The organism is Candidatus Poribacteria bacterium (assembly GCA_028820845.1).
Lineage (GTDB): Bacteria > Poribacteria > WGA-4E > WGA-4E > WGA-3G > WGA-3G.
Genome location: JAPPII010000060.1, coordinates 1 through 14406, shown reverse-complemented (window position 1 = coordinate 14406; position 14406 = coordinate 1). Strand labels below are relative to the sequence as shown.

Sequence of the window (14406 nt, the reverse complement as noted above, 5' to 3'; positions counted from 1 at the left end):
CAAAACCTAACAAAAATGTCAATAACTTACACAATGTAAACACTACCTAACAACTAAAGCGAAGCGTTCCTAAAAACGACGCTACTATTCCAAAAAGACAGTAACCCCCATATCAGCGTATTTTTGACGGGTGCTGGGATTGCCGTTTCTAAAGCAGACAGCCGTCGTCGTTCCCTCCAAGGCTTTTGCCACATATTCAACACAAGCGTCCACGGTTTGGAGCGCATGATTCGGGTGGCTCTCAATGCTGAACGTCAGATCAGCCGGACCGAAAGAGAGACAATCAACACCAGGCTTTGCGAGTTGCCGAGCATGTGTGACAGCTTCTATAGATTCGATTTGCATCCAGAGGATGCCGTAGGAGTTCCACCAGTCGGCGTACGCAAGGCGTTCTTTGCCTGCAGAATTCACGCGAGGTGCACCGCCCCAACTCCGGATACCTTGTTGGGGGTAGTAGAAAGCAGCAACCGCCTCGTTTACCGTTTCATCTAATTCAGTTTGCGGCACCTCGATGCCCGAAGGACCTAAATCAAGGTAGTTACCGATAAGATATGTATTTCGGGTATGCTTAATCCGGAAGTTGACGAAAATACCCAGTTCATTCGCCATATTACAGAAGTCAACAAGCCGATCCTCGTTGTATGGAGAGTGTTGGCTATCTATGGCGACAAAATCATAACCACCTTCTTCGACTTTGGCGACAAGTGCATCGGCAGATGCTGCCATAGAGACGTTAGCACCATAAACGAGTTCCCCATTATGTATTCGCTGTTTCAAATTTGCTGCTGACATAGTCATCCCTCCTTTTGGCGCAGCTTGCAAGCCAAAACTTGCTGTTTAAAAGTAATACAGCCTGCAAGCCAAAATTTAGTGTTAGATACTGCTTGCGGTGCCCCCGAATAATTCCGTTTTTCTACAACTTCAATAGCATAGCGAGATGCTATTTCTAAATCTTTATAATTATACCCCAGAAAGAGTTATCTGTCAACGGATTTATACTTTGCGCACAGGATATTTAGTCTTTGGTTGTCAGTTATCAGGGGTTATCTGTTGGTGGTCAGCGGTCAGCAAGAGACATGAGTAAAGTCAGTGTCCATAGAACACTGGAAGAAGGGACAGATGGAAGAGGGAGAAGGTGGGATCAGAAAATCTCCCCTATAGATGGTTGTCTGTTGGTATTTGTCTGAATCAGGATGGATAGGATTATATATAGGATTATATAGACGTGAACATGTATTTAACTTAACGGTATATTTTTTCAGGCGATCTGGGTTAAAAATGTTACACTGGTGTAACATTTTGTGTGTGGCGTGTAACGTTAGAGAACCCAGTCACCGTAAGGGTTTATTGACGTTTAATTTTTTCTTTTAAAAAAAATAATTTGGCGAAAAGTGTAACATTTTGTCGGTGAAGATTAAGGGTGTTACACATGTATTCAGTTTTGACAGATTGCTCAGGTCGGTCCTCCTTTGAAAACAGGTATAATATATTATATTCTATTTGCTAAATTTTGTCAAGTTAAAATGTGTTGGTGATTTATATCCTTGAGGATTTAGTGTCAAAAACTTTACACACTGCCGATTTCAAGGTTACGGCACACGGAGTGTGCCTACTACTTTGAACACTACTTTGAACTAGCTTCGACGGAGGGCAGATATACGCAGCTTTGAGAATTGACAAGACTGAATTCTCAGAATATGATATTGTGGTATGAAAGTAAAATCGCGATGATGGAGAACAACGTGAAACCGTACGAATACCTTGAACACACGGCTGACATGGGGCTATTGGTTAGAGGCAAGAATCTATCCGAACTCTTGCGGAATGCAGCACGAGGGCTCTTTGAAACAATGGCGGTCGTCGATACGATTGATGAAACGGAATCAATCGAGATTCAACTCACCGCCGAATCCGTGGAAGAATTGTTTGTGGCGTGGCTCGATGAGTTAATTTTTCGACATGAGACAGCGGAGATATTCTTCAAGCAAGCGAATATTCACCGGTGCAGCGAAACGGAGATGTCTGCAACGGTTTACGGTGAACCCGTAAATTTCGATAAACACGAGGTCTACACCGAAATCAAAAGTGTCACATATCATCAATTGGAAGTTCAGCAAAAACCCGATGGTAGTTGGTATGCGCAAGTGATTTTTGACCTCTGATACGTCGCGACTACGGATAGAACTGATACATCGTTGTATTCAAAAGAATATTTAGGAGACTCCACGTACTTCCCATCAGGTAATCGCCGAGGACTAACCCTAAAAAGAACGGGATCACACGTCGATAACTCTGGATACCACCGTGCCGAAGGATGAGCCATTTTAACGTCAGGGCAATCAATAAGGGAATCCAGAGGTCGGACATTTCTTGGTTGCCCGCCATGACATAACCCAATGGATGCAGGGGCAGCCAGAAGAATTTTATTCGCAGGTAGGTAAGGAGCATCATCACAGAAAAGCCGATGCCGATGAATAGGACACCGAGCCAGTCGGTACCGAGGGGATAAGTAATCCAGTTCGTCAAGCGTGTGAAGTACTGTCTGCCGTAGCCGAGTGCCCACGGTCCAAAATAGCCGGAATCCGCACCGAATTGGTAATAGAGATGCAGCTGCACCCAGAAAGCGACAAGCACACCGAAGATAGTAGCGATCAGGATTGTCAAGAGCATCCGACGTTGGTTAATATTCGCGAGTTCGGCGATTTTAAACGCCTCCAGTTGATGCGGCATTTGTTGTGGACGGTAATCCCGATTGAAAAAGCAGATGGAGAGAGCCGTTAAGTTCTGGGCACCGAGACGGTGTGTTCCGAGAATCGTGGTTAAAATGTACCGAGGGGCTTGCCAATGATAGGCGTGGACAAAGATCCCCGATTCTGCCCGGATGCGCGTCGTCACCAACGGCGTTATAAGAAATAGAATAGCGAAAGTGAACGCAAGCCACGGTGCCATACCTGCCTTGTAAAGCAAAAACGCAAACAACAAGATACCAAAAACAAACCCCCACACAGCAACCCGATACGGCATCGGTTCATCGCGCTGTTCCGCCGGTGGCTCACGTCCACGGGACGGCAGGACACTTCTCAAAACCGCTCCGAAATGCCGTTTGCCCGTCCAACCGAAGAAAAAACAGAGTCCTACAAAAGCACCGATGGTCTGCTCATTCAAATAGGGGAAGCGCGGGATATTCCAGCCAACCGCTTGTGCTAAAGCGACTTCGTTGCGATAAAGAAAATAGAAAAACGTCGTCGAAAAAAGGATGTCCAACGGCATCAGGAACATAAGTCCAATCGCAAATGGGTAGAAGGCGGTGATGATGGTGCCGTAGAAACTGAATGGCGGCTCGTGGAACCTGAAAAAACGGCGTGTCACCGGGATATGTGGGATTACGGGATAGAGATGGCTCAACCCGTTGAACAGGCTGATACCTGCAGCAATTGCGAAACCGATCCACATCCGCTTATTTCGGAAGAACCCTGACATTGGATTTGTCATCGCAAGCGGGAGTTGGATAATTGGGAAGGTGAGGCGTTCACGTTGTGCCCACTGCCGACGGAGAATCGTATTGAGGCACAGAAAGATGAACGCTATGACCACAAATAGCAACAACCACGCACCCACCACCGGTGCCCAAACTCGTAAGTGATGCGGACGATAGAGGCTCGATTCACCGAGGTAGTAACCCCGGAGGGCATCTCTATCTGAAACGGTGAGCCATTGTGGGAGGTGATGCCAGAAGAGCGTACGCCACTCGTTCTCTTCCGTCGCGAACCAGAAACTATGTCCGAGGACAGAGAGGATCGCTTGTAGAATATCGCAGCCAGCAAGTGTTGTGGCAAAACTGAGGGTCACATAGATCAGTAAGAGTTCCCCCTGTCCGAGGGCAAAATCACTTTTAAGGAGACGGATGACCCCATTAATCAGCATCACTGCTGTGAGGATGAAGATGACATTGGAGAACGGAACGACCCATGTTGGAAAGGTATAACGCACTATTTCCATCTGGATGAGGAAATAGCAGTTGATGGGTGCGGTAATGGCAAAAATGCTTATAACGCGCCAGGTTAAGGCACGCTGTTGTGGGGGAGAACTCAAGTCAATATGCCTCTTTTTTTACCACCGCCCATGCACAGGTGTTTCTCGCGCTTTCTCAAAGAGATCTGCCCACTCAGCACTATCATCGTCAAAGGTTAACTCCAGACGCGCGCCTTCTACTTGCGCCTCACCGTTACCTGCATTGAAATAACTTAGACCGTCCCCAACTATATGGATGCAGCTGCCGTCGGGATAAACAGCAGTTTTAATGATACGCGGCACGGGGTGAATTGTGTAGCCGTCAGCATCTAATTCATCAGCAGGCACGCGGAAGCGTCCAACGGCGTCTTCGTTAACTTCAACACCCAATCCGGGAGCATCAGGAATCTTGTGGCACCCCTCGGAGACCTCTATCGGTTTCGTGAGGAGATGGTCGCTATAGAGATTAATACAGGTGATGGCGGGCCATGTCGCATGTGTGAGTACACTGCCGAGATGCCCTGCCCAGGTCGTTGTCAAACCATTGCCGACGATTTGGAGCCAAAACGGCATATCCGCTGCCGCGCTGAGTTGCCCCTCACGCATTACCTGAGACTTGCCACCACCAATAACAAATCCACTGCATACATCCTCACGCACACAGGTGGTATACGGAGGCGAACCGAAGTGCATCGCAATCTGGCAATCAACGGTTTGGCGAATCTGCTTGTTGCCTTCAACGTCGCTCTGAGGTATAGGTGTCTCAAACATAGCGACGTTTGGATGTCCAGCGAGTTTTTGCAAGACCGGAATAGCCGTCTCAGCGTCACGCAGCGAACTATTTGGGTCGAGGTCGAGTTTGAAATCTGCTGGAACGACTTCTGCGACCGTTTCTACCTGTGCAACAATATCCCACCACGGACGGGGTTTGTTTTTGAAACTGGTATAACCGTTTTTCACAGCATCGGCGGCTTCGGCTGCCCAGTTTTCAGGAGACGAATCGATACACCACCATGAAATCGGAACTGCCTCTCGACATTGGTTGCCAAGGAGTTGGTAGACCGGCACCTCCAAGATTTTGCCGACGACATCAAAGAGTGCTATCTGTAAACCAGCACCGAGTGAATCGTCATTCATGAGTGCAGCAGGACTTTGTCCAAGCACGCGTTCGACACTCGCATCGCTGACACGGGAATAGGTATAGTGAACGACGGTCTCACCCCAACCGACATGCCCTGTGTCAGTGGTAACCTTGCACAACTCAAGGATTGACCAGTTGTAAACGGTTGAGACGCTCTGTGTGGTAATTTGTTGTTGGCGCGGGGTGAAGGGGACATCTACAAGCACACGTTCAACGTTCGTGACTTTCATGGCAGGACTCCTTAGGTATCAACAAAAGGGAGCAGGAAATAGGGACCTCAAAAATCGTTGAGAAAAAGAAAAAGGACGAGGGGTTTGATTGAAATCATCCACCTCGCCCTATAAGAGACTAATAAGAGGATTTAACCTCACCCCAACTGGTAGTGAGTTTACCTTTGGCATCAACATCAAAGCCGTTGGCATTTGTAACCAGAACACTATCAACTCTACCCATCCCCCAGCTTTCGTGCCAGATACCGACGCCGCCAGCAGTCGTGTAGTCGGCACTTTTGTATTCAAGGATAGGTGCGCCAAGGTCTTCGGAGGGCCCGAAAAGATCATCAACCTCAGCGAGTTCCATGTACCATATCTTGACATTCTTGCCATCGACCTCGACGCGTCCGAAATAAGGGACAGCGTTGGTCTGGTCGAGCCCACCCCCCAAGCCGTGTGGCACAGATTCTAATTCCTTGCCGCCGTTTTCACACCCACACTGGTCGAGACACTGTCCAGACGGACAGCATCCATCTGCCAGATCCATGAAAAGGACGGATGATGTCTCATTATATCCAAAGACAGCAAGATAGCCGTTATCGTCCCCTTTACGGCGGAATTGAAGTCCCACACTATCATCATCACCAAACGAAAAAACCATTTGGACGATACCGTCTGTGAAGTTAGTAACGCCGGGGAGTGGCGTATTACCGGAGATGCCGCATCCCTCAGCGGTTTGCTTCATGGATCCTTTTCCGCCGAGTTTGCCGCCTTCAAAATCATCCGCAGCCCAGATAGTCCCGGCGTTCTCGGCTTTATATTTTTTGATGTCGTTCACGCCGGCATCAGGTATTGCGTCCTTAGAACCCGGCTCAAAATCGGCGTAAAACACAACTTGCCCAGTAGCGTGAAGCGAAACAAATAGACTCAAAGTGAGGATTAAAAGGAAAAAACGTGTTTTCATAAAATATCTCCTTTGTTTTTGTAAGGGGTTGTGTTGCCGTTTATTTATAAACCTTTTCCGAACAGATTAGTCTAAATAAACGGGCGCAAATATGAGAAATGCCCTTAGGGAATTGATACAATCACAATTCCAATAACTAAGTTGCCAGTTAAGCAGGTACAGGCATTTGAATATTTCGCGTGCTAAATCTATAGGCAACTCCTTTAGGTATGTGGTATGCTGTAAAGGAGTTCCTATAGATTCAATTCTTACCTTAACCCAAGTTACCATTTATTTTATAGACCCAGCACCCTTCTGGAATATGAAGCACTACATTTTCCTTGAAAATGCTGCGCGCAAATCTATAGAACCGATTAGGCAGCAACTTGAGTATAGTATTAGTCTATATTAGGGAAGGAGACTAATAGCTGCTTTTAACGTCGCCCCACGTTGTGGAAAGTTTGGAATGTGGATCGACCGCTGTCATGCCGCCGGGTCCCCAAACAGAGACGCTACCGACTCTTCCGTTGCCCCAACTTTCGTGCCAGATGCCGACAGTACCGGGTCCCATATCATCCGCGCCATCGTATTCAGCAGTCGGATCGCCGAGTTCATCGGAACTTGCGAAGATATTTGGTACATCGTCAAGTTCCATATACCAGGCTTGGATGAGGCTTCCGCTGACTTCAACGCGCGCAAAATAGGCGACGCTGTTGTCCATCGTGAGACCATCGCCAAAACCGTGGTCGACACCGACGAGTTCATTACCACCGTTTTCACATGAGCATTGATCGAGACATTGCCCAGACGGACAGCACCCATCCGCGAGGCTTCCGATGATAATTTGAGGTGTTTCGATATAACCGAATGCAACGAGATAGCCCCTGTCGTCGCCAACGCGACGCAGTTGGAATCCAACGCCGTCATCGTCTTGCCATGAAAAAACGGCTTGGACGATACCGTCGGAGAAGCCGTCAACACCGGGGAGCGGCGTATCACCGGAGATACCGCAGCCTTCAGCACTCTGATGCAAAGCATTTCCGCCATCGGGGAATTCACCGGATTCCACCCAAACAGTACCAGCGTTTTCTGGCACCCAATTTGCGGGGTCGTTGACGCTGGCATCAGGGACGGCTTCAGAAGAACCAGCTTCAAAGTCAGCATGGAAAATTAGCTGCGCCCCTGCGTGGCTAATGAGCACAACGGAAAAAAGCGCGATAAACATCGTGAGGTAGGTTCTTTTCATTTTTTTTGCTCCTTTACTGATTGATATTGCGCAAGTTAAGTAGTCTGCTTCAAAGAAATTCTCACCTACTAAGGGCAAACCTTTACAAACAGGACGACTTTCTGCAAAACCGATATTAGAAATTTAGCAAAAATGCAAATTTCTGTCAATAAAAAAGTAGCAAAAGTACATCTTATTTTCCGAAAAAACCAACGTCTTACCTAATCATCCAATCCCAAAACTACTTACTGCGGAACTTTTAATGTATGATAGGTCGTATTCAAAAAATCCACCAACTCCTCAAACGTGTCAAAGATGCGATCACATAATTTTTCAAAAAAGATACTTCTGGCTCCAGTATAAAGGGCATACACCGGTTTATTGTGGCGGGAAGCATAGTTCATTTTACTCAACACACCAGCAGACAACTTGTCTGTAGGGTAGATGACAACTATAAAATCGCTCTGGTGGATAAACTGATAATCCCAAAAGATCGCACATGTTTTTATCTGCTCAATTATGTCCTTATCCATAGCGTCCACAGTTGCCACACGCTGGGTACTATCCACCACTTCTCCGCCAGTTGTCACCAGTGCCATATCTTTAACAGAGAGCGGATCAAAGACAATAAACGAACAACTCAATTTTTCCGCCATCTCTCGGATTTTCTCAATTTCCTCTGGCGTATCTGTTAAAAGCGTAATCGGATAACTAAGGTAAAATACCGGTTTCTTCGGCGAAAAGAGCAAGTCATGGAAATTTTTGAGATCGTGTTGTTTCGCGACGGTGTAATATGGCTTTTCTATGAGATGTGCCAGTTGACGGGTCAGAAATTTCTCCTCATCCAACCAGACATTAAGTGCTGCTTTTCCCATACCAGACCATTGCAGAGTCCCTTCCATGCGTTCCGATATATCGGCGATATTATCAACAATATTAATCAGCATGTCAGGTTGGATAATTTCAATATCTTTAAAAGAGAATCCTTCAAGGAGACTACCATGCCAGCGAAAGCAGGCATGTAGTCCGACAACAGTATGTTGATAATCCTTAGCAAGTTGGGCAATTTCATAGAAAGCAGTCCGCCGCGCTAACGATAAAACCGCTGGATCTGAATCCAGCACTTTTTCTGTAAAATTGACCTGGGATTCTGCAGCGATTCGACGTATAAAATCACCGACACTGAAGAAACCGATGTTCAATCGTTTGTGTGCACAGAATGTCGCGAAGTCTGCCATAAACTCTTTGCGTCCCGAACAACTGATGCCGGTACAGATGATTTTCATTAATGTTTTTGGCGTAGAAATCCCGAATTCATTCGGGTAAGAAAATGCCGTCTCCGTTCCTCTTTACTAAAAACAAAGTGTTAAAATGCTTTTAAAATAAGACTCTGAACACGATCGTTATATGGGTTATGTTTACATTATGGTTATCGGACCTCAGTCTTCTCGCCTGTCTCAATTGGATGAGACAATAACATATTTCAAAAGAGCAAAGAAGAAATCAAGTATTACCAGAATTTGTGCTAATTTACTGTGATGGCAAATCTTGGAAAGACTTAAACTGTTCACGATATAATTGACTGTAGAGTTTGCCCGATGCTAACAACTCGGAATGGCTGCCAACTTCAATGATCTGCCCTTGCTCCATAACAACTATTTGGTCTGCATTACGAATTGTTGAGAGACGATGGGCAATGACGAAGGTTGTGCGTTGCTGCATGACGTTCTCAAGTGCTTCTTGAATAAGGCCCTCGGATTGTGAGTCAAGTGCACTTGTTGCTTCATCTAGGATTAAAATCTTCGGATTTTTCAAAATTGCCATGGCAATAGCGACCCGCTGTTTTTGACCACCAGACAATTTAAAACCGCGTTCACCAACATGCGTCTGATAACCTTCTGGCAGAGACATAATGAATTCATGTATATTCGCAGCTCGAGATGCCGCGTAGACATCCTCATCTGTTGCTGAGGAGCACCCATAACGGATGTTATCTTTGATACTGATATCAAATAAAATCGGTTCTTGCGGTACAATGCCAATCTGCTGTCTTAGGAATTTCAATTCCAATGTCTGCAAATCATGTCCATCCAGTAGGAGACGGCCCGCGTTAGGTTCATATAAGCGAGGAATTAAGTTGGTAAGTGTGGTTTTGCCAGAACCTGAGGGCCCGACTAGGGCAATAACGCTGCCTGAAGGGACATCTAAGTTAATGTTTTTGAGAATCTCAACTTCTTCATAAGCAAAACTCACAGATTGAAACTGAATGTGCCCTTCTACGCCCTGTGGTTTTTTCTTTTCTCCATTTTTATCCTCACTGTGTTCATCTGTTAAATCGAGGACTTGGAAAAGACGCTGTAGCACTGCTTTGGTCGCTGCAACCCCAAGATGGAAGTGAAGCAACCGATATATAGGGGCAGAAAGATATTCAAGATAGGCAGAGAAGGCAACTAACTCACCAATAGTCAATCGTCCTCTCAAAACCTCCATACCACCGAAGCATAAGATTGAGATAGGTTGGAGTCGAACCACGAACTGGCTGATGTTACCCGCGACCGATTCCAAAACCGAGACCCTCGTCTGTGCAAAAAATAAGTCCTTTGATTCCCCAAAGAAGGACCGGTTATGATGTTTCTCAGCCGAAAAGCATTTCACGAGTCGAATGGCCGATAAAACTTGTTGCACGTATGAAAGGGATGATGCCGTGGCTTCTTGCCTTTTCAAAGCTGCTTTATGGAGGTGTTGCCGAAAGAGGACATACGTCAGTCCGTTGAGCGGAACAACTATCATCGCGATTAGTGCCAGTCGCCAATTGAAGTAAAACATTATAGTAATTATAGCACCCGCCGACAGGAAATCTGTAAAGAAATGCAAAGCGTTATAAGTTCCACTTGTGAGAATAGCGTCTACATCGTTGATCACCATTGAGCCAAACTCACCTGTTTGTCTTTTCGTTATACTTGACATCGGAAGGCATAAGAGATGTTGAAAAAAACGATTCCGAAAATCAAGCAAAATACGTCTTGTTGTATAAATGTAGAATCGATCACGTATTAAGGAAAGTAGGATATATACTCCGATAACACCGATACCCCCAAAGAAGACGAGCCAGAGCCATTCTTGGTTTTCTTGCGGAATCGCTTCATCTATAACTAATTTGGTAAGAAGAGGTATTAGCAAAGAAAAACCAACCATTGTTGTCATACACAACAAGGTTTTAGCAATTTGCCGCCAATACCGGAAAACATCCTTTAAAAATCGGCTCCCAACGCTTTTTGATGTTTCTCGTGCCATTTTTTAATCCCTTTGGGGTAACGAATTCCGATTCTGAGGGCGCAGACGGAAATATCTTCTGTGGTTACAACTGCCTCAAAAAGCGGTTTACCAATTGAAGGCAATTTTTGTAAATAATTGATGGATTGTCTCCTCGGCATCCTGATCTCCATAAACAATGTACAACACAAGATTTTCAATAAAAGTCCACTTAAAGACTGCATTGAAATTGGGTTTATGGTCTCCTGCTGAACGCAGCCGAGCCGTTATCCACCTTTCGGTTCCAATCTCAAGGTTCATACTTGCACGGAGTGAAAAATCACGGTGTTTACGTCCATTTGGAAAGGTCTGCCAGAGATTTTCACCTTCAACACCTATTGACAAAAATCGGAACGGGATAATATTCATCGCAGTTGTGACAAAAGTTGCTTTGGCACCTTCAAACTCACCACGTTGGTATACGACAAAAATGCGGTCGGGACTCTGGCGGTTATACGTTGCTTGTGCTGCAACAATCCAATTAGAATATATATCGTAAGACCAATTCCTGTAGAAAAACCCCGTCTCTATCTTTTCACCTAAATCAAAACCGATCAGTTGAAAATGATTGCCTCGTGTTTTTTCGCCCTTTTGGTTCCACGTTATGGATTGGACAGATTCAAAGTTGATACTCCGCAAGAGACCTCTCTCAACGGGCCAACGGTACACCCCCCAGAAACCGGGTTGCCTGCTGTCTGTGAGTCGAACGTATCCATTGATAGGATTGAATCCTGCCGAGAAGTCGCGATAAACAAGACTAAGAATCGGATTACCTTTCCGCTTTACTTCCGCAATGAAAGCACGTGTGTTGTTCTTATGTGGTTCCCAATTTCCTGCATAGGATGTAACAAAGTTCAGTGCTTTTGGTAAGCGAATGGAACCATCAAAGGCAAAGGATCGGTTATACGTCCCGGATATCTCTTTCGAGGCAAAAAAGAGCCCAAGCGAGGAGGCGTTGCCTGCGTCCCAAAGTCCGCGTAGCAAAACGTTATGACTCTCATCGGTTTTCTCCTTAACATTCATCAATCCGTAGGATGCCCTTCCAGTTTTACCAATGAGTTTTGCTCCGTAAGTCATCTCACTGACGCGACGGCTATAAAAAAGCGCGATCGGTGCTCTAAAAATTCGCCCATCTTCTTGAAAGAAGGGGCGTCGGTCAGTTAATCGCTGCTCCAGATCAGATAAAACGATCCCCTGTACCTCCGACTCAATGTGACTGAAGTCGGGATTTACCGTCCCAATAAAAGTGGTACCAGTCGTGAGTTTATAAGAGACATCACCGCCTAGAGCTGCCTTTAATCCTTTAGATAAGTCTTCTGATGTTGATAAATCTGCGGCTTTACTGGAGAAGTATCCACCGAGTTGAAACTTCCTCCCAGCGTCCTTTAGGTTGAATGCCAAGCTTGTCAACGTTCCAAATTGATTGGCATCCGAAACGTTAACACCCGTGTCTGCCCAGATGCTGGTTCGCTCAAGACTTTGATGGCGACGCACGAGGTTAAGTCCCCATGTTTGTTTTGCTGATCTCGGCAAATCAAGTATGTCAAATGGAATTTTCATCTCAATACTCCACACAGACGATTCTATGATTGCAGCGGTAAACCATTCACCATCCCAACCTAAATCTCCCTGTTTGTCATCTTGCTGTGTTCCGAGTGGACTGACAGCAAAACAATAGGAGCGAAGTTGATCACGGTATGTATCGAGATATACAGCAACATGGTCATCGTACTGAAAACTCCCGTCCCTTCGGGTCTGATTTGCGATTATGGATGCTTCTTCTTGAACGCAACGAAAACCGACATAGAGTGCTTCGTCGTCAAACCCGAGGTATGCTTCTGTTTTGTCCGGAACAGTCGTCTCCAGCTCGGCTACTTTAAATTTATCAACCCTTGCAGCTTGTTGCCAACAACTATCGTTAAGTCTTCCATCAATTACTGGAGACACTTGGAATCTAACAGCCTCTATGGTCTGCGAGTTAGCAGTAAAACTTGCTAGTAAGAAACAAACAATAGAACTCAGCAAACTCTTCCAATGGGAAATAGAACGAGTAGGTATTAGTTTCTTTTTCATAACTTAATTGAGTATGGTTGTCCTGTGCAGGGAATTCGGCACAGGCCGTGGGAAACTACTGAGGAAGATCTCATTTTGCCCATAGGTTTCAGCCAACTTTTTGCCCAACCTTAAATAATCTTTCATGATCTCTTTATATCCTAAGCTACAATACTTACGAGAATCTTTAACGATTTCATTGTATGTCGTAGCAGACATTAGTCCTACCGTAAATCTCCAATGGAGGAAGACTTCCAAAGCCGGATGCTTCTCACAGAAGCGTGTGTAGTTCCGCGCATGTTCTTTCCACCGCCTCGCAGCGTCAATCGGATGGACCTGATGATAATTGGCAGCAGCCTCGTTATACACGAACGTCGCTCCATATCGATGGAGTCGGTATCCAATTTCTGTATCTTCCAAACCCCAACCTACGAAGGATTCATCAAATAAGCCCACCTTCATCAGAAGGGCTTTAGGGACAGAAACATTTATGGTCACCAATAGTATCCAAGGGATAACAAACCCATTGAGTACCGCGGAATATGCTTCATAAACTTCATCCCAATTGTGGTGCGATTTCCGGAAAACATAGGGCTTGACCCTCTCAAAGTCTGGCTGCAGATCTTTTTTTTCGATAAACGAAGTGGGTTGTCCTTGCTGTGCGCACTTGACCTTTTTGCGTAATTCTTCAAAATGTCCTGAGACGTTTAATAATTTATCCAGATACCGGGTTGGTATTCCGCTTTGCCACCGTGCCAGTAAATCGTATTTCCCACCGATGACAACAATAGGTTTACTCGATTGATGATATCTCATGTGTTGGGTAATGAAATCGGGAACTGGGATACCATCTGCATCGTTAAGTATAACAATCTCGCCTTTCGCCATGCGAATGCCAACGTTTCTGGCTTTGCTGCGTCCTGCATTGTGCTGCTTGAAATACCGAAGGGAATACGATGTTTCAAAGGAATTGACTAACTCCTCTGTGTCATCTGAAGAACCATCGTCAACAACGATAACTTCGTATCTATCAGATGGATAGGTCTGGAGGTTAAAAGAAGCCAACGTTAATTCTAACGCATCCTTATTATTGTAAGATGGAACAACAACACTTACATCAAAATTCATAGAAATAACTCCTTCCGCCAATTAAATTAAACGAAACTCTCAATGGGTTCTGCGTTAGCACACTCTTTAATTTTTTGCTCCGCCATATTCACTAGTTTAACCAACCCCTTCTTAACATCCCAATGTTGAGCGAAGGGATATTTATTCACAATCTGATCTGTTGCTTCCAATGCTTTTTGAACCTCGCCCTTCGCGGCATAGGCACTTGCAACCACGAGCCAACAGAACGCAACTGTATTCAAATGTGAATAACTATCGTACAATGGAAGGGTGGGAAATTCTTTGAGAGTGCTCTGCTGTTCATCAGCACGATGTGCATTGAGGTTAATCTGATATTTCTCAAAAGAGTGTTTGATTCAATAGTTATGGGTGTTCCTATGGG

General features: G+C 45.4%; 10 protein-coding genes. 1 reads left to right on the top strand and 9 read right to left on the bottom strand.

The features are described 5' to 3' along the window. Positions 1 to 84: 84 nt before the first annotated feature. On the bottom strand, positions 85 to 792 hold the full coding sequence (locus OXN25_12060; protein MDE0425590.1) for an aldolase/citrate lyase family protein: 708 nt from the start codon (positions 790 to 792) through the stop codon (positions 85 to 87). A gap of 950 nt (positions 793 to 1742) precedes the next feature. On the opposite strand from OXN25_12060, the gene OXN25_12055 reads away from it, so the two are divergent. After that, positions 1743 to 2162, top strand: coding sequence for an archease (locus OXN25_12055; GenBank protein ID MDE0425589.1), 420 nt, complete (start codon positions 1743 to 1745; stop codon positions 2160 to 2162). 10 nt (positions 2163 to 2172) lie between these two features. Here OXN25_12055 and OXN25_12050 read toward each other — a convergent pair whose 3' ends face one another. From OXN25_12050 to OXN25_12015, 8 genes are all read right to left on the bottom strand, one after another. Then, positions 2173 to 4092 (bottom strand): hypothetical protein, encoded by a 1920-nt coding sequence (locus OXN25_12050; protein ID MDE0425588.1) that lies wholly within the window; start codon positions 4090 to 4092, stop codon positions 2173 to 2175. A gap of 18 nt (positions 4093 to 4110) precedes the next feature. Further along, positions 4111 to 5382, bottom strand: coding sequence for a mandelate racemase/muconate lactonizing enzyme family protein (locus OXN25_12045; protein ID MDE0425587.1), 1272 nt, complete (start codon positions 5380 to 5382; stop codon positions 4111 to 4113). Between the two features lie 118 nt (positions 5383 to 5500). Continuing rightward, on the bottom strand, positions 5501 to 6328 hold the full coding sequence (locus OXN25_12040) for a hypothetical protein (protein MDE0425586.1): 828 nt from the start codon (positions 6326 to 6328) through the stop codon (positions 5501 to 5503). A 400-nt stretch (positions 6329 to 6728) separates the two neighbouring features. Next, on the bottom strand, positions 6729 to 7553 hold the full coding sequence (locus OXN25_12035; protein MDE0425585.1) for a hypothetical protein: 825 nt from the start codon (positions 7551 to 7553) through the stop codon (positions 6729 to 6731). 224 nt (positions 7554 to 7777) lie between these two features. After that, a complete protein-coding gene (locus OXN25_12030; GenBank protein ID MDE0425584.1) occupies positions 7778 to 8818 on the bottom strand; it encodes an AAA family ATPase in 1041 nt (346 codons plus the stop codon). A gap of 244 nt (positions 8819 to 9062) precedes the next feature. Next, the gene (locus tag OXN25_12025) at positions 9063 to 10826 is read right to left on the bottom strand and encodes an ABC transporter ATP-binding protein (GenBank protein ID MDE0425583.1); all 1764 of its coding nucleotides are present in this window, start codon (positions 10824 to 10826) and stop codon (positions 9063 to 9065) included. Between the two features lie 87 nt (positions 10827 to 10913). Continuing rightward, a complete protein-coding gene (locus OXN25_12020) occupies positions 10914 to 12791 on the bottom strand; it encodes a DUF5916 domain-containing protein (protein ID MDE0425582.1) in 1878 nt (625 codons plus the stop codon). Between the two features lie 129 nt (positions 12792 to 12920). Further along, the gene (locus OXN25_12015) at positions 12921 to 14024 is read right to left on the bottom strand and encodes a glycosyltransferase (protein MDE0425581.1); all 1104 of its coding nucleotides are present in this window, start codon (positions 14022 to 14024) and stop codon (positions 12921 to 12923) included. Positions 14025 to 14406: the final 382 nt, after the last annotated feature.